Here is an 18,161-nt window from a genome sequence, read left to right on the forward strand (position 1 = left end):
GGTCGGGGCACCCAGCCCCGACCCCAGCTCATGCATCCAAGCAGCACACAGACGTCAGATCATCCCTGACTTGGTGCGCATCGTGCCATCAGTGATCAGTCCAGCACTTCGCAGGAGCAGTGGGACTCAATGCCCAGTGCCTCACCCACCGGGGCGCTGAACAGCTGACCGGCATGGGTCGTCAGTCCACGTCCCAGCTCAGGACGGATACCGCAGGCATCTTTCCAGCCCTTGTCAGCGAGCAGGGTGCAGTAACGCATCGTGGAGTTGGTCAGAGAGTAGGTCGAGGTGTGCGGAACGGCGCCGGGCATGTTGGCGACGCAGTAGTACACCGAGTCGTGGACACGGAATGTGGGATCAGCGTGGGTGGTCGCATGGGATCCCTCGAAGCAACCTCCTTGGTCAATGGCGATGTCGACGAGAACCGAACCCGGCTTCATCGAAGCGACCATCTCATCACTCACCAGGTGCGGCGTACGAGCACCCGGGACCAGCACCGAGCCGATGACCAGGTCGGCGTCCTTGACAGCTTTACCCACTGACAGGCTCGACGAGTACTCGGTTCCGATGCGGCCGCCGAAGGTCTCCTCGATGTAGCGCATTCGTGCCACGTTGACGTCGAAGATCGTCACTCGAGCGCCCATGCCTTCAGCAACACGAGCTGCGCACAGCCCAGCAGTACCACCACCGAGGACGACGACCTTTCCAGGAGCAACGCCAGAGGCACCACCCAGCAGCGTTCCATTGCCACCAGCAGGCTGCATCAGGCAGTTCGCACCCACCTGGGTCGACAGCCGGCCAGCGATCTCCGACATCGGGGAAAGCAGCGGCAGGGAGTGGTCGTCCATCTCCACCGTCTCGTAGGCGATGGAGGTGACGCCGCGATCCAGCAGCTCATGAGTCAGCTTCTCATCGGCAGCCAGGTGGAGGTACGTGAACAGCAGCAATCCGTCATGCATGCGTCCGTACTCTTCAGCAATGGGCTCCTTGACCTTGAGAATCATCTCAGAGGAGTCCCACACCTCATCAGCTGACGGCACAATCTTTGCGCCAACTGCAGCGTATTCATCGTCGCTGATCGCTGAACCAACACCGGCGCCCTGTTGTACCAGGACCTCGTGGCCGTGGCCGACCAGAGCGTTCACGCCGGCAGGGGTTGCAGCAACGCGGAATTCGTTGTTCTTGACCTCGGTAGGAATACCAACCTTCATGAGAATGTCCTTCTTCCTTGACGATTCACCGCCAACAACACTGTCAGCGGGTCTCACGACAGTTGCTACTGTAACAACGCGCGTTCACGGTTGTGTCGGGACCCACCTTTTTAAAGTCGCCCTCCCCACGGAGCCGCGGAAATCGTCGTTACTGGGCAGACCACGGATGCCGCACACCGCGAGTTCCAGACCTCATGATTCTCGCAATCAGCACATGCGACCACCACTCTGTCCCTGGTCCGCCGTTGATCAAGGATCACGTACCAGCTGACACCGAACCCAGCTGGGAACCTCATGGGCCGAAAGCACGCAGGCTGACGATCTGCAACAGTTCACCCGTGCACCGCGCAGATTGTCCACAGCAGTTGTGGCGCACGACCTGCGACAGCAGAGCAGGTTCATGACCACATGGGGCATCGCTTGCCAGTCATGGATCAGGAGGACTTCGTCCATTGCATGCTCAGATGGGCACCCTCGCGGCTGAAGCACAGGCACTGCCCCACCCATCTGACCGGCACCAGCAAAATTCCTTCATTTGCTCATCTCCTGACCTAACGGCGATAAAAAGAAACCTGCACATCTTTTCATGCCGTGCACATTTGTTTGACTCATATGACGTTTCACTAAGTGAAATACATCGCGCGTCCAGAGGCTACCCAGATGAGCTCGTGTAATATCCAGCCCAAGCGCTCAGCATCGCGACTGCATGCCACCGCTTTGTCGCCACCTCAACGACGAGCTGGTGATGATCGGCGTTTGTAAGCTTGCGATGCTGGTCCCATCCGATGGGATCAGCCCAACCGGGCGACAACAAGTGCGCGTCCATCTCACCGTGGAGGTCACATGAGTACAGACACGACACCAAGGCCAGATCCCGGTAGACGCCATGACGCAACCGCCATGACGGCTACCGCAAGGGGGAAGAGAACCCCCACGGAGCTCGACTCCGGGGACGCACCTGAGCTCTCCCGGGGTCTGGAGAACCGTCACCTTCAGCTCATTGCCATCGGCGGCGCCATCGGCACCGGCCTGTTCCTCGGATCAGGCCGCACGATCAGCTTGGCCGGACCGTCGATCCTGCTGGTCTACCTCATCATCGGGTTCTTCCTGTTCTTCGTCATGCGAGCCATGGGCGAGCTGCTGCTGTCGAACCTGGCCTACAAGTCGTTCGCAGATTTCGCCACCGACCTCATCGGCCCGTGGGCCGGCTTCTACATTGGCTGGACCTACTGGATGTGTTGGGTCGTCATCGGCATCGCCGACACGACGGCCATCACCGGCTATCTCGCGGAATGGTTCCCCAACCAGCCCAAGTGGATACCAGCCCTCGTCGTCGTCGTCCTGCTCACCGGACTCAACATGGTGGCAGTGAAGATCTTCGGCGAGATGGAGTTCTGGTTCGCCATGATCAAGATCGTCACCATCGTGGCGCTCATCCTGGTCGGCGGCTACCTGGCCATCACCTCCTTCCAACCCCCAGTCGCCGGCGCACCGCCAGCAAGCGTCGCCCACCTGTGGGATCGCGGCGGCTTCTTCCCCACGGGATTCATGGGATTCGTGGCTGGCTTCCAGATCGCCATCTTCTCGTTCCAGGGCATCGAGATGGCTGGTACCGCTGCCGCTGAGACTGCCAACCCGGAGCACAACCTGCCTCGAGCCATCAACTCCATCCCAGCGCGTGTGATCATCTTCTACGTACTGGCCCTGGGCGTCATCATGTCGGTGCAGCCATGGGACCTCATCGACCCCGACAAGTCGCCGTTCGTGGAGATGTTCAGCTTCATCGGCGTGCTCATCGCCTTCCACATCGTCAACTTCGTCGTTCTCACCTCGGCGGCCTCCTCGGCCAACTCCGGTGTGTTCTCGACCTCGCGAGTCATGTACGGGTTGGCACGTGAGAAGAACGCCCATCCGGTGTTCGCCAAGTTGTCCGATCGTCACATCCCGCGCAATGCCCTCATCCTCACCGCCTTCTGCATCTCACCGTCGATCATCCTCGTGATGCTCTCCGACTCGGTGATGGATGCATTCAGCCTTGTCGCCGGCGTTTCCTCGGTGCTGTACCTGTCGGTGTGGGGGCTCATCCTCGTGTCGTACCTGTGCTACCTGCGCAAGTACCCCGAGCGCCACGAAGAGTCCAACTTCAAGATGCCCGCAGGGCGGTTCATGTCGTGGGCCGGACTGGTGTTCTTCGCCCTCATCGTCGTCATGCTGGCAATGAACAAGGAGTCCCGCATGGCGCTGCTCGCCGCCCCGGTCTGGGTGCTCTTCCTGGCACTCATGTACCGCGCTCTGCGTGAGACCCGATCCACAGCGGTTCCGATCGACTACGACGCCGAACGGATCCGCGAAGCCGAAAAGGTGCGTCAGCACGTGGACGAGTACCACGCGAACAAGGCCGCCCAGAAGAACCGTCGGGGCTCTGACAAGGCACAAAACCTTGATGGTGAGATCCATGACGAGATTCGGGAGGGGCATGGGAAGTAACTCCTCAGTCGTCAATCACACAAGACGACCACGTCGGCGAAGTGGACCAGTGCTCACTGAACCAGCAGTCGGCAGCAAGCACTCCAGACAGTGGCCTGCTGCGTCCAGATGAGTCAGAGGGTGGATCACCCCGTTACGGCTGACGTCAGCTGTTCCGGGGGGACTCACCGTCTTGAGCGTGGGCTGCCATCACGTGACACTTTTGAGCTGCCGGTGGCACGGCCACCGGCAGCTCAGCTGTGTCATGGCATCTGGTCAAGGGCCCCAGGTAGAGTCTCGTCCGATCACCAGCAACCCACGAGTCCACTCGGAACCCAGAGGATTCCCTCGGCAAAAATGTCAGCTGCTTGGGCACAGCAGCACCGTTACTACTGGCATACCCAACCGCTGCTGAATCTGCATCGCAGGTCTCGGTAAAAACGTCATCTCCCCGTCAGAACTCCTCCAAGGCTTCTCGACGTTGGCGCCCTGTGACGGCAACGCCCCCTGCACAAGCATCACTGATTCCCCGCCATCTGGAATCGTGATCTGCTTCTGTCCGGCCTGCCTGCCAAAAATGTCACCCGCACGGGACAGCACCATGCCAGTGCACAGAAGCCCCTTCCGCTGACACTTTTGGACACAGTGGAGCCACACGTCAGGAAACAGTTGTTGTGGGTGGATGCTCTCCATCGCCACAACCAACCTCTCAGAGAACACCACTCGTCAGTCCGCCCAACGGTCATCCCAGGACTGATCGGCCTTTCGTCAGCACCCACCAGCCTCGCCTTCGTAGTGAAGCAGAATTGCTACCAATGAGCGCTTGGCGCCGTGACAAAAACGTCGCCCGAGGCTCCGTGGCGTCACGCGAGGAGCAGCCAGCGTATTGCAGTGAGACAATTTTCAATCTCGCCGTCATCTCGCCTACCATGGCCTGAGCTCATTTCGCAACAATCTGCGAAATCTCCTGTCTACTCGCCACCCCAGGGGAAGACACGTGTCCACACCATCTCCACTCAGCCGCCGCTCCATGCTGACTGCATCTGCTCTCGTCAGTGGTGCCGTGATCGCTGGCTGTGCGCCCTCACCCGACTCTCCCAACGGCCGATCCGCAGACAAGGAGACCCAGACCCCAACCCCCACACCTGCTTCACTCAACCTGTCTGCTGAGCACCCGCTCACCGAAGTTGAGCCCGGAGATTCGCTCACCTTCACCGTCATCAACGGCTCTGTGGACAAAATCACCGTCACGAATGCCGACAAGGAGGACGTCGAAGGCACTTTCACCGACGGCGTCTGGAAACCGAAGCATCCGTTCCGCCCAAGCAGGAGTTACGAGGTCCACACCACCCTGGCCAATGCAGACCCGTCCCTGCCCGCCCCCAAACCCCTCGTCACGTCGATTTCCACTGTCAAGGGGGAGGGCAATGCCGGGAACATCCTCTACGAGGACATGGATGACGCGGGGATCGGTATGCCGGTCATCATCCTTTTCAATCACGACGTCGTCGACAAGGACAAGCGTGCTGCCATCGAAAAGGCCATGACGATCGAGGTCAGCCCCGAGCAGGAAGGGTCCTGGGGATGGCTTGACGGCACCCATCTCATGTGGCGCCCCAAGCAGTACTGGAAGCCCGGCACAAAAGTGTCGGTGAAGGGCGACTTCGGCGGCCTCAAGACAGCCAGCAACCGGTGGCTGCTCAACAATCTCACCGGCAAGTTCAGTATCGGCAAGTCGCGCGTGGTGAAGATTTCCACCAGTGACCATCGCCTTGACGTCTTCATTGATGGCAAGAAGGCGCGCTCCATGCCCTGCACGACGGGCAAGAGCGGCTTCATCACCCGTTCAGGCACCAAGGTCATCATCGAGCGTGAAGCAGACAAGGTCATGGATGCCTCGACGATCGGGATCTCCCCGGGCAGCTCGGAGTACTACAACCTTGAAGTGAAGTGGGCCTTGCGCATCACCTACACCGGTGAGTTCATCCACGCCGCACCGTGGTCCTCGCGCTCACAGGGCAGGGCAAACGTCTCGCACGGGTGCGTGGGCCTGGCAACGGACGACGCCAAATGGCTGTTCAAGACCTGCCGGGCAGGCGACATCGTCGAGACAACTGGCTCGAACCGGCACTTCAAACCCGAGGAAGGCATCGGCTGCTGGGTCTACGACTGGGCCGGATGGCAAAAACTCAGCGCCGTCTGATTCACATGTTGCGTGGACGAGTACTCGCGTTCTCCACACAACGCTCTGCCTCAAGGCCTGAGAACCCTCAACCTGAAGCCTGACTTCAGAGTTGGGGGTCGATCATTTCTCGATCCCACAGAATGGCATCACAACAGGGTTTCCCGCTCCTCAGAAGCCTGAGAACCAGCTGAGACGGCGTTGAGCAACTCTCAACTTCTCTGGACTCGGCCCGCGCACACACTTAATGTGCCCACCGTTCAGTTCGTGCCGTACCCGTACGGCGTCCCGGGCCGAGAGGAATCCACCGTGAACCGATCCATGCATGCTCTGCGCGGATTCGCCGCCACTGCAGCCCTCACTGCCACCTGTGTCGGCGTCATGCCAGCAGCAATGGGGGCCTCTGCTCAGGCGACCACGGCCACCAAGCAGGCCACTGCAGACGTGTTCGTACGTGATGCTCCCGCCAACTCCGGCAAGCCGATCGGTGTACTGCCCAAGGGACGCCGCGTCCACGTCACTGGAGCTGACGTCATGGGGTGGACGCCGGTACGGTTCAACGGGCACTCCGGCTACATCTTCCGGGCCTACCTGGACACTCCCGACTCGGCCAACCCCATCGTGACCAAGAATGGCCGACAGGGATCACGTACCACCACGGCGAATCTCAACTTCCGCGTCGGACCGTCGATGAGCACGCCAATCAAGCAGGTGCTCCCCCGCGGCACCCGTGTCCACCTCACCGGGACGACGGCAGGCCGATGGGTCAAGGTCCGGGTCGGGGACGCCACCGGATGGGTGTTCAGCGACTACCTGTCGACTTCAGGACGTACCGCTGAGCCTCCCCGGGCAAGAAAACACGCCAGGACGGAAGCGTCGCACCACGAGCGCAAACCCCACAGCTCTGCCGTCAACGACAGCAAGAAGCAGAGCGTCAAGCCGACGACACCAAAAGCCCGGCCAGATGAGGCAGCTACGTCTCGCAACAACTCTGCACTGGTCACTCCTGCAGAACACAGCAAATCGACGCACCAAGTCAACCCATCGCCGTCTTCGTCCGCGAAGCCCACCGAGACTGGTGACCCTGCACACCAGAGCGCACCGACTGAGAAACCAACCAAGGCATCGGGGATGACAACGCCGACCCCATCCGCCTCGGCCAGCTCGAGCGCAACTCCTGCTCCCGCCGCGAAGCCGACCCAGAGCACCAGCCCTGGCAAAGCCGCCACTCCCGCCCCAGCCAAGGAGTCCACAAAGTCTGGGCCGACAGGTGCTGCGTGGACCACCGATCGACTCAACCTGCGAACCAACCCATCCACCAAGGACAAGGTGAAGGGAGTATTGCCGCGGGGTACGAAGGTGACCCGGACCGGGACCATGTCGGGAACTTGGGTCCAGGTGACGACAAGTGACGGCACCGGATGGGTCGCCGAGGCATACTTGAGTTCATCCGCTCCGGCGAAACACGCGCCCGAGGCTTCTGCCAAGCACGTGAAGAAGGCGACCACCAAGCACACAGCCAAGAAGCCTGCCAAGCCAAAGACCCCGTCGATCACCGGAACCCGCTTCGCGACCACCACGCTGAACGTATGGGATGCCGCTACCGGTTCTTCACACTCTGGCGAGATCTCCAGAGGGAAAGCCGTCAAGATCACCGGAACTGTACGCAATGGTCGAGCAGAGATCGTCGTGTCAGGCCAGTCGCGATGGGTGACCAGTCGGTACTTGGCCACTTCCAAGCCAGCCGCCCACAAGCAGAAGCACAAGCCTGCGACAAAGAAGGCCAAGCCTGCTACCTCCAAGAAGTCCACCTCATCACGTAGTACGTCCAGGGGGGCCATCACTGGCCAGTGCTCGGCCTCCTACTACGACGAGGATCAGATGACGGCCAACGGTGAGCGATTCAACACGAACGATCTCACCGCTGCCCACAAGACGATGGCATTCAACACCCGAGTCAGGGTGACCAATCCCGCCAACGGCAAATCCGTCGTTGTGCGAGTCAACGACCGCGGACCCTACGTGGCCGGACGTTGCTTGGATCTCTCACGTGCCGCTTTCTCGCAGATCGCCTCAACCGGGGCTGGAGTGGTGAACGTCAACTACACCGTACTGGGGTGAGGTAACGCCTCAATTTTTGTGGGGGTGGGGACTGTCACGGCAGTCCCCACCCCTGCTTGACTGCTTGTCACCCCGGGACGGCTATGGGCAGTCTGCCTCCCACACTCGGGGCGGCAGCCTCCACCCCCCTGTTTGTACTGCTCGCCGCCCAGCTTGATCGTCAAGCTGGGCTCACAGCGTTCCATCCCCCCTGTACTGGTGTCCTCTGAACCTTTGAGCCCGAAAGGCATTTCCATCAGCCCTCCGGAGGATCGCCTGCCATCTCCGAGCATCCTGACACCCCACCCTCTGCCGCATCCGATCGCCTGCCATCTCCGAGCGTGCCGCCCCCACGGGACCCGCTGACACATCCGACAGTCTGATCGCCCCCGGTGGCCGTCACAGCGCCGCCTGGGCCATGATGCTCGAACATTCACGCTCTTTCCCTAGAGTCACTGCTGCCTGGTTTGCTGCTACTTGCAGCTGTGCTTGCCGTCAATTTTTGTCACGCCCATGTGGTCTCAGGACCTTGGTCAACGACCTCAGCTCCCTGCTGACATTTTTGTTCACCTCGTGCCGCCTTGGTACCGAATCTCGTCAGGATCCTCGCCGCCAGACCTGCCGAACCTGGTATCTGTCAAGACCAGTTGTCCTGCCTTGAGCAGAACGACTGGACAGATTCGCAGAAGGCCATAACCTATTTTGTGAAGATAATCACAAGTGGCGTGAAGGGGAGTGGCGAAAGTCACTCACGGTGCGGGAGGCGATCGTCGCCCACACCTTGGCTGCGGCAAGGGATGCGGCAGCTGTGCACGACTGCCAGGCCCTGGCATGGGAAACAGCGACAGCGCACCCCGGAAAGGAATGTCATGACCGAGACCGCGCGTTTTGTCGACGTTGACAAGGATCTCAACCTTCCAAAGGTTCAAGCCACCGATGGTCAAACCGGCTATGACGTAGCTGGTCTGCTCAGGAGCACCGGCAACGTCATGCTTGACCCCGGGTTCGTCAACACCGCTTCGTGCGAATCCGAGATCACCTACATCGACGGCAACAACGGCGTTCTGCGCTACCGCGGATACCCCATTGAACAGCTTGCCGAGCACGCGTCCTTCCTGGAAACCGCCTTCCTCGTCCTGTACGGCGAACTGCCAACCGCCTCCGAGCTCAACAGTTTCGAAGAGGCCATCCGTCGCAAAACCCTCATTGATGAACGCATGCGTGATCTCTTCCGTTGCTTCCCACGCCGATCCCACCCCATGCCGGTGCTTTCAGCCGGGATCATGGCTCTGTCCACCTTCTCCGGCAGCACTGCCGAAAAAGATCTGGACAGCTTGAACAAGGCAACCCTGAGCTTGTTGGCCAAGGTCCCCACCTTGGCAGCATTTGCCTACAAGAACTCCATGGGACAGCCGACCCTGTATCCGGACAACTCCTTGGGCTACGTCGAGAACTTCATCCGGATGAGCTTCGGATTCCCCACCGAACCCTATGAGTTCAACGAGGCGATCACACGAGGCCTGGAGGTGCTGCTCATCCTGCACGCCGACCACGAGCAGAACTGCTCCACCTCAACGGTACGGATGGTCGCCTCGTCAGGCGCCAACCTGCACGCCGCCGTCGCCGCCGGAGTCAATGCCCTGTCCGGCCCCAAACACGGCGGAGCCAACCAGGCCGTTATCGAGATGCTCCAGTTCATTCGTGACAACGACCTCACGACCAAGCAGTTCGTCGAAAAGGTCAAGAACCGTGAGGACGGCGTCAAGCTCATGGGCTTCGGCCACCGCATTTACCGCAACTATGATCCCCGCGCCGCAATCATCAAAAAGCACGCCGACGAGATCCTCAAACTGCAAACCGGGCGCAAAGACCTTCTGGAAATAGCCAAGGAGCTTGAGGAGACCGCGCTGAACGATGACTACTTCAAGGAACGCAAGCTCTACCCCAACGTCGACTTCTACTCTGGCCTCATCTACGAGGCCATGGGGTTCCCCCTCAACATGTTCACAGTGCTTTTTGCCATTGGAAGGCTCCCCGGCTGGATTGCCCAGTACCGCGAGCAAGTCACTGGCAGTGAGAAGATCTGGCGTCCACGTCAGATCTACACCGGTTGCGACGTCAGGGACTGGATCCCATTTGAGCAACGAAGCTGAGTGAAGGTCTCCTCAACAGCAGCTCGCATGGATCAGCCGACGTTTTCGCGCACCTGCCAAGTAGGGATGGGACGATCCTCCCCAAGACTCGCAGGAGCAGACCTGTCCGATGAGCACCCTTACGGTCTGTTGAGGCGGAGATTTCTCCCATGAAAGCCTCCTGCCAGGTCGAATGCTGACGATCCCAACGCTGCGGGCTTGACCTGCTGTAGCCTCACGCCGTGAGGATGGGCGTTGGCGAATTTTTCCCGGCCGAGTGGAGGCTCAGACATGGCTGACGGAGATCAAGCGCCTCGTGGTGACGCCCACGACGAACGAAAAATCCCGATACCCGGCCTCACCGATGCCGATGGGCGTCTCGAACATGCCAAGGACCCGCGTTCCACGGCTTCCTCCGCCCCCAGAAAAGGGGCTGGAGTGACTTCTGACAAACCAATTCCCCTCTCACATCGTCTGCGACACACGGTGATGGTGGTCATGGCGATACTCCTCACAGGGGCGAGCTCAGGAGTGATTGGCGGACTACTCGGCAGAATCAACATCGCCATTGAGGTTCTGGCCTTCGGTCGCCATGTCTCCGCCAGCACATCCGGCATCGGTGAAGTCACATTCTGGCGTCGTCTCTGCGCTCCCGTCATAGGAGCTGCAATGGCAGGCCTGGCATGGGGATTTTTACGACGCCGCGAAGTCGTGACGGTAAGAACCACCCTTGATGCCAAGCAGCCTCGTCGTCTCGACCCCCTCGTTCAGCTCATCGATGCGTTTGCCCAGCTCATCATCGTGGGATCCGGCAGCTCCTTGGGACGTGAAGCGGCACCCCGTCAGCTTGCCGCTGTGAGCGCCCAATGGGTTGCCGAAGTATGTGAGGCAGATTTTCCGCTACGCCGAACCCTCATTGCCTCTGCCACGGGGGCCGGGCTGGCAGCCGTTTACAACGTGCCCTTCGCAGGAGCCTTATATGCCCTCGAGCTGACCCTTCGACCCAATCCCCGCACCAGGCAAGGGTGGCAGCAGATAGCAATCTGCACCACCGTCTCCCTGCTCGCCACAGCGATGGCCTGGCTCACCAACCACAACGCTCCGACGTATACCCCAGATCCGGTGAGCACTGCCGGCTGGGGCACATGGGGTCGAGCAACGCTGCTTGGAATGGCCGTGCTCCTGGTGGGACCACTTGCCGACATGGTGTTCTCTCATGCCAAGAGGGTTAACCCGAAAGCACATCATCTCTACTGGACAGTGCCACTGGGAGGAGCAATCGTGGCTGGGATTGCACTACTGGTCCCACAGGTTCCAGGGAATGGCCAGATCATGATGGGGACGCTGCTGGGCACTCGTCTCACGTGGCAGCTTGCCGCAACCTTTCTCGTGGCCAAGCTTCTTGCCACAAGTGTGTCCTTGACCTCAGGAGCAGCAGGTGGCTTGCTCACTCCATCACTGGCCATCGGCGGCTCCACAGGAGCATTGCTGGGGGTACTGACCGGTGCCACTTCGGGTGAGACCGTGGCCCTCGTCATTGCTGGTGCAGCCGGAGTCCTCGCCATGACGCAACGAGCTCCCCTTTTTGCCATCGCCTTCGCCTTGGAACTCACCCGTCCGAAAAGCATCGTCATACCGCTGGTTGCCGTCACCGTAGGGATTGCCTGGGCAGGGTGGGCATTGATCACTTCCCAGGATCACCGTCATGGTGCAGTGGGGAGGGCTCCTCGTCGGTGATGCGAGGTCCCTGGGGAACCTTTGAATATCCCGGTGAAGACGCGTACAGGTGCAGCACCGTGAAGGTGCATTCCGAGACAGAGGTGAAACCTCAGGAGGACTGTATCGCCTTCACCATGATGACTCTTGCCACTGTCTCCTGACATTTTTCGCACCTGAGGAGCCACGCCAGTATCAGTGGCAGCACAATACTTGGATCTGTCCATCACCAGCCAGACTCGTCGTGCAGCCCATGACGAAGACGATTGGGCCACAATTCACCATGCTTGTTTAGCAGCCCTCATTTTGACATGCGGGACACCTACCTCAGCCGAGCAGCGATGCTGCTAATTCCTGTGTCCCCGATGAAAATTCACATCGCAACGTGGGCAAGGGCCCATCTCCACCTATGCCGTTTCGTGGCATCGTCATGACTAGCTGCGGGAAGTCTCAACCTGCGTCACACTGAGACAGGGATCCCTCGGTGGCGACTCCAGATGACCGATCTGATGGCATCGAGCACCAGTCCCGGCTCATCACGAATCATCGCCGGCGTCACCCGAACGACTCGCCACCCTGCTCCTCCGAGCAAAGCATGACGCCTGGCTGTGGCTTCATAATCCCTACGCCTGCCGTGAAAAGCGTAACCGTCCACCTCGACGATCGCCTTTTCGTACTTGAACCACAGGTCGGGGAACACGACCCTGCCATTGATCCATAGTCGCTTGTTTGCCTTCCACCCGCTGATGCGGTGATGCCGAAGCAGGCTGTGCAGCTCATGCTCAGCTACGGACCAGGGCTCATCGAGAAGCTGTCTGAGAACTCGCCTGACAACTGCTGCCGGAGCTTTTCGCGCGACCCTGGGGCGAGCCTCACGCAAGTCGTCCGGGGCGACGAGACCTGCACGTAGGCATGCAGTAGCTGCTTCCCAGTCGCCCATCAGCGCAAGACGCAGACAGGTGTAGGCGTGGGTGGTGCGGATCATGTTTCGGTCACCAACCACTGGTTCACAACCTGAGCGGTGGAACCTCAACCACCGTCGCCGCGGAAGCCTTGGCATCACGTGTGGGATGACGACATCAACCACGGTGAGCTCCAACTCACGCAGCCCGGAAAGGTACAGGGCTGCCCGACCGGTGAACACTGCGTCAGGTCTCCACAGCATCACAGCGCGAATCCACGACTCAGGCTTTCTGGCGGCAACGTTCGTCATGATGATTCTGGGCAACGGTCTGACGGCCCATCCCTCGCGCACTGCCTGCCGTGCCTGACGCGCCACTCGACCTACCGAACTGATCTTCGCCACACCACCGTTGGCTTCAAGAATGTCAACAAGTTCCACGTACTATTTTTCGTTGCAGCGTCCCCAAAAGCGGCACCTTTCACTCTGGCTGTGGAAAAGACACCCAGATGAGGACGCTTTTCCACAGGTCGTTTTCGGAGCTTTGGCTGCGCGATCTCAGCCAGGAGCTGTGACCGGCATGGCCTCGAGTGCACAGGGGACAAGCCTCATCGACCCAGTCTGATGGGTGACGACCCCGGATCCTGCAGCCAAACCCAGCAGATGAAGCTCGAAAATTGTCAGTCCAGGCGGGTTCCATGCACATTGCATCACCTGCTGCGCTCCGAGCGACACTTTTGTGAGGTGAGGAAAGTTGTGGTGCCTCTGCCACCGTCGATCGAGCTTATTGGAGCCAACCCCCGAATCTGGTCGGATGGGGCAGAGCTGCTTCGACACAAGTCCTCATCCCGCAGAGCAACTCACGAGGATGCCCCCTCATCGCCGTACGTCCCTGATCAAAAATCCCGCCACCCGCTGGCCCCAATCACTTCGTTGCCAAGTAGGCTTGGCTCATGGCAGAGATGCGTACTGAAAAAGACAGCATGGGCACCATTGACGTGCCTGCAGACCACTACTGGGGAGCCCAGACCGAGCGCTCCCTCCACAACTTCGAGATCGGCCGCGACACCTTCGTGTGGGGACGCGACATGATTCGTGCCCTGGGCACTCTGAAGAAATCCGCCGCCCTGGCCAACAAGGAGCTCGGTGAGCTCCCGGGCGACGTGGCAGACCTCATCGTCAAGGCTGCTGACGAGGTCATTGCCGGCAAGCTCGACGCCGAGTTCCCACTGGTCGTCTTCCAGACCGGCTCCGGCACCCAGTCGAACATGAACACCAACGAGGTCATCAGCAACCGCGCCATCGAACTGGCCGGCGGTGAGCTGGGATCCAAGGCCCCGGTGCACCCCAACGACCACGTCAATCGTGGCCAGTCGTCCAACGACACCTTCCCCACCGCGATGCACATCGCCGTCGTCACAGCCATCAACGAGCGTCTTTACCCGGCCGTCACCCAGCTTCGTGACACCTTGGACAAGAAGGCCAAGGAGTACGACGACGTCGTCATGGTGGGTCGCACCCACTTGCAGGACGCCACCCCGATCCGTCTGGGGCAGGTCATCAGCGGGTGGGTCGCCCAGATCGACTTCGCGCTGGATGGCATCCGCTACGCCGACTCGCGGGCCCGTGAACTGGCCATCGGCGGCACTGCCGTGGGTACCGGCCTCAACGCCCACCCCAAGTTCGGCGTCACCGTTGCCAAGCACGTCTCCGATGAGACCAGTCTGGACTTCAAGCAGGCCGACAACCTCTTCGCGAACCTGTCCGCCCATGACGCTCTGGTGCAGGTCTCCGGGTCGTTGCGCGTGCTGGCCGACGCCCTCATGAAGATCGCCAACGACGTGCGCTGGTACGCCTGTGGCCCGCGCAACGGCATTGGTGAGCTGCTCATCCCCGAGAACGAGCCCGGCTCGTCGATCATGCCCGGCAAGGTGAACCCGACCCAGTGCGAGGCCATGACGATGGTCGCCACCCGCGTCTTCGGCAACGACGCGACCGTCGGCTTCGCCGGTTCGCAGGGCAACTTCCAACTCAACGTGTTCAAGCCGGTCATGGCTCACGCCTGCCTGGAGTCGATTCGCCTCATTGCCGACGCCTGCGTCTCCTTCGACGAGCACTGCGCCTACGGCATTGAGCCGAACACGGCCAAGATCAAGGAGAACTTGGACAAGAACCTCATGCAGGTCACCGCTCTCAACCGCCACATCGGCTACGACCTGGCCTCCAAGATCGCCAAGAACGCACACCACGAGGGCATCAGCCTGCGTGAGTCCGCTCTGACGGTCGGTGGCATGAGCGCTGAGGACTTCGACAAGTGGGTCGTCCCGGCTGACATGACGCACCCCTCGGCTGCCGAGGACTGAGTCTGACAACTGGATCACGCTGACGACAGCTCAGGCTCAGTGATGGAGGGGACGTGCCGAGGCACGTCCCCTCCATCTTCCAGATCTGCATCCCACAGCCCGCAGAAAATCGCGGCCTCAGCTTCTTCTCCTCAAAAAATCCCGGCTCGAACGCGTTTGCAGCATCCCAGTGTCGGGTACCTGCCTCACCCGATAGAAATCTCGCCCCACATCAGCCACTGTTCATCGTATGTGTTCAATACGGCTTCCCGGAGCATGGGGGCTCGAGACGGTGTGGAAAACACCACCTTGGTTCGGGCCAGAGTCCCGAGAGGACATCAAGGCACTCCGCGAAGAAGCCCCACCCCGGACTCCTGACGCAGCCCACACTTGTCAAAAAACCGATGATCTCCTCGACCTATGCCGGTCAGGCTCGAGCGGACTGGATCTCGTCAGCACTCATCAGCGGTACGGCCGCTCTGTGTAGTATGCAGACAGTTTCCCGCAGGCCAAGATCAGGAGCTTCCCATGGGCGCCATTGCCACGGACGCGATCATTTTGATCACGTACATCCTCATCATTCTCCTAGCTGCCTTCATCCTCTGGATGATCATTGACGTGCGCAACAACGTGAAGAGAATCGCCGATTCGCTGGACCGACTGGCCTCATCCGAATCTCGACGAAATGGCGAAGCCCATCACCAGAGTCCAGTGAACTGAGCCTCAGCCGACCGAGTCTGTTGGAAGGAAAACCGTCACGACTGCCGCCCCTGGGAGCCCAATGCACTGGAGCCACCGCACCAGCTCGGTTCTCAGACCAGTGAGTCTCGTCTCAGGTCGGTGTAGTTGACCCCACCGTTCTCCAGTTTGGCGATGAAGGCGTCGTAGCCATTGGCCTCCAGCCAGATCCGCTCAGCATCAGTGATCGGCATGCCCATGAGCCAGTGAACGAAGAACCCATCACCCACATCGATGCGATCGAGTCCACCAGCAGTGAATGGATGCACCCACATGAGGTGGGGGGTGGTGGCCTGCGGATCGTACAGAGCGACGACATCGCCGAAAACGATACCGGGGGCCATGAGCCAGTTGTCCCGCATGACAGCGAAAGCACACGAGCCCAAGACCTTGCCCATGACATCGGAGCCAGGTGCCCCCACGGTCATGAGCTCGGCAGGCACGCTGACCGACTCCCCCGACTCCAGCGGCAACTCGTTGCTCATGGTGTGAAGGCCCACGGTCGACCATGTGCACCATTCTGGAGCTGGGGCGTCATGCAGGCTGAGCATGTCGATACGCAGATCACCAGCGGCGTCCACCATGGCATCGGTCTCAGGTTGGCCCCCGATCGCACGAATCGCTGCAGAGGCGACAGCAGGCCCAGTGGGAGGCATCTGAGAGGGGACGGCAAGATGCTCAGGTAGATCGGACGCGTTGACTGGCGCCGAGGCATCACCCGCGGGACCACCAGCAGGAGACGCCGCTGCATCAGGAAGATCGTTCATACCACCGATAGTGTCACGAACTGGTCGCATTTATCAGCTCGACCTCACAGCACCACGTCCTCATGCCGACCAGATCACCAACACAATTCTGTTGCCGCTTGGCCTTTCCCATCCCGTCGTAGCGCGATGCAGCTCCGGATTCTTCTTGACCGTGGGATGTTGATGCGTCCTGCGGGGAGCGAGGTGCCAACCACGCCTGGCACGGGTCAATGAACGAAATTGAGTTCTCGGGGAACGCCTCAAAGCCATCCAAGCATGTCAAAGTCCGCTCCGGCTCATGCTGACGCTGTACCCCTTATCCCCCATGAAGACAGGAGAGGCGATCCGCACTGGACAACTTTACATGCCAATGCCAATTTTCTCCTGGGAGAGCAGGTGTGAGCGGTCACGCCCTATCACTCGCACCTTGTCACTCAACCGCCACAGTCCTCATGGCAAAGCCAGTGAGAAAAATGTCGATTCCCCTGGCATGGGGGTCTTCCTGTGACTGGACACCGGGTCTGTTGTGGGAAATCGTCACTGGCGAAGAGTCACCGTTGACAACAGCATTCCCCATCGAGCGACGCTCACCTCGAAAAAGGCAGAACCATGATCTCGCCCACTTCGCTTTCCGTGCTCATCTACTCCCGGAGAGCCTCAGCACCCTCACAGCGCACGGAGACCATGGCTGGGTCCAGGCCGTCCTTGCCCTGATACGGTCTTGTCGTCTCGACGTGGTGGCATACCCTCAAGTAGAACGCGCCGTCAACAGAAGGGCAGCAGTGAAGTTCCACACCGAAATCTTGACTTGGAGCACGCTCATTCAGCTCCTCCTCATCATTGCCATCGCAATTGTGTTGCGATGGTTGCTGCGCAAGGGCGTCAATCTCGTCGTTTCAGCCATGCTGCGCACCGCCAAGAAACGCGACGAAGCCATGGGGCTGGGCCGGATGCTGCCCAAAACCTCCGAGCGCCAGACCCAGCGCACCAAAACGGTCGGCGGCTTGCTGTCGAACCTGGGCGTGGCAATCATTCTCACTGTTGCGATCCTCGCAGGATTCTCCACCATTGGGGTGAAGATCGGTCCAATCCTGGCATCTGCCGGAATTGTTGGTGTCGCTCTGGCTTTCGGCGCTCAGAGCTTGGTCAAGGACTTCCTCTCAGGACTGTTCATCATCATTGAGGATCAGTATGGGGTGGGTGACACCGTCAACATCGACGAGCTGGGAGGAGTTGTTGAGGAGGTCGGTCTACGGACGACCCGTATCCGCGATTTCAACGGCGTGGCTTGGTATCTGCGCAATGGAGAAATTCTCAAGGTGGGCAACATCTCGCAGGGTTGGGCAACGAGCTTCACCGACATTTCTGTGCACGCCGACGAGGATCCCGATGAGGTGACTCGGGTGCTCAACATGGTGCTGGACGAATTGGCCGCGGCATACCCAGACTCAATCCTGGAGCAACCAAAGGTATTGGGTGTCGGCGACATCACCGGAGGAACGATGACCTTCCAGGTGTGGACGAAATGCGTTGCCGGAACCCAGTTCGAGGTCATCAGGGCGATGCGGCAGATGGCAAAGACAGCATTCGCCGAGGCCCGCATCCGCGGAGCGTTCTGAGCCACCTG

At 60.1% G+C, this 18,161-nt stretch carries 11 protein-coding genes; 8 read left to right on the top strand and 3 right to left on the bottom strand.

The genetic code is table 11. From position 1 onward, the window contains the following. Nucleotides 1-95 precede the first annotated feature (95 nt). The gene (gene ald / locus CKV91_RS01955) at nucleotides 96-1,211 is read right to left on the bottom strand and encodes an alanine dehydrogenase (protein ID WP_021103602.1); all 1,116 of its coding nucleotides are present in this window, start codon (nucleotides 1,209-1,211) and stop codon (nucleotides 96-98) included. A 900-nt stretch (nucleotides 1,212-2,111) separates the two neighbouring features. Between ald and CKV91_RS01960 the strand changes: the two genes are divergently transcribed. From CKV91_RS01960 to CKV91_RS01985, 5 genes are all read left to right on the top strand, one after another. Then, nucleotides 2,112-3,698: an amino acid permease gene (locus tag CKV91_RS01960; protein WP_021105258.1), complete on the top strand. Its 1,587-nt coding sequence runs from the start codon at nucleotides 2,112-2,114 to the stop codon at nucleotides 3,696-3,698. A 1,012-nt stretch (nucleotides 3,699-4,710) separates the two neighbouring features. After that, nucleotides 4,711-5,880, top strand: coding sequence for a L,D-transpeptidase (locus CKV91_RS01970; RefSeq protein ID WP_411430983.1), 1,170 nt, complete (start codon nucleotides 4,711-4,713; stop codon nucleotides 5,878-5,880). A 246-nt stretch (nucleotides 5,881-6,126) separates the two neighbouring features. Further along, nucleotides 6,127-7,980, top strand: coding sequence for a septal ring lytic transglycosylase RlpA family protein (locus CKV91_RS01975; RefSeq protein WP_155944870.1), 1,854 nt, complete (start codon nucleotides 6,127-6,129; stop codon nucleotides 7,978-7,980). Nucleotides 7,981-8,828: 848 nt separating this feature from the next. Continuing rightward, nucleotides 8,829-10,112, top strand: coding sequence for a citrate synthase (locus CKV91_RS01980; RefSeq protein ID WP_021105262.1), 1,284 nt, complete (start codon nucleotides 8,829-8,831; stop codon nucleotides 10,110-10,112). A gap of 648 nt (nucleotides 10,113-10,760) precedes the next feature. Then, complete coding sequence (locus tag CKV91_RS01985; protein ID WP_051254828.1) at nucleotides 10,761-11,828, top strand: chloride channel protein; 1,068 nt, start codon at nucleotides 10,761-10,763, stop codon at nucleotides 11,826-11,828. A 439-nt stretch (nucleotides 11,829-12,267) separates the two neighbouring features. Here the strand turns inward: CKV91_RS01985 and CKV91_RS01990 are convergent, their stop codons facing one another. After that, nucleotides 12,268-13,149, bottom strand: coding sequence for an endonuclease domain-containing protein (locus tag CKV91_RS01990; protein WP_021105264.1), 882 nt, complete (start codon nucleotides 13,147-13,149; stop codon nucleotides 12,268-12,270). A 512-nt stretch (nucleotides 13,150-13,661) separates the two neighbouring features. On the opposite strand from CKV91_RS01990, the gene fumC reads away from it, so the two are divergent. Together fumC and CKV91_RS02000 are read left to right on the top strand one after the other, a co-directional pair. Beyond that, nucleotides 13,662-15,071 carry a class II fumarate hydratase gene (gene fumC / locus CKV91_RS01995; protein WP_021105265.1) on the top strand — a complete coding sequence of 470 codons (1,410 nt, stop codon included), beginning with the start codon at nucleotides 13,662-13,664 and terminating at the stop codon, nucleotides 15,069-15,071. A 507-nt stretch (nucleotides 15,072-15,578) separates the two neighbouring features. Then, nucleotides 15,579-15,770 carry a hypothetical protein gene (locus tag CKV91_RS02000; RefSeq protein ID WP_021103612.1) on the top strand — a complete coding sequence of 64 codons (192 nt, stop codon included), beginning with the start codon at nucleotides 15,579-15,581 and terminating at the stop codon, nucleotides 15,768-15,770. Nucleotides 15,771-15,862: 92 nt separating this feature from the next. Here CKV91_RS02000 and CKV91_RS02005 read toward each other — a convergent pair whose 3' ends face one another. Then, on the bottom strand, nucleotides 15,863-16,555 hold the full coding sequence (locus CKV91_RS02005; RefSeq protein ID WP_036957164.1) for a suppressor of fused domain protein: 693 nt from the start codon (nucleotides 16,553-16,555) through the stop codon (nucleotides 15,863-15,865). Between the two features lie 761 nt (nucleotides 16,556-17,316). Between CKV91_RS02005 and CKV91_RS02010 the strand changes: the two genes are divergently transcribed. After that, nucleotides 17,317-18,153 (top strand): mechanosensitive ion channel family protein, encoded by an 837-nt coding sequence (locus tag CKV91_RS02010; RefSeq protein ID WP_021103615.1) that lies wholly within the window; start codon nucleotides 17,317-17,319, stop codon nucleotides 18,151-18,153. Nucleotides 18,154-18,161 lie beyond the last annotated feature (8 nt).

Origin of the sequence: Cutibacterium granulosum (genome assembly GCF_900186975.1) — a bacterium.
Taxonomy (GTDB): Bacteria; Actinomycetota; Actinomycetes; order Propionibacteriales; family Propionibacteriaceae; genus Cutibacterium; species Cutibacterium granulosum.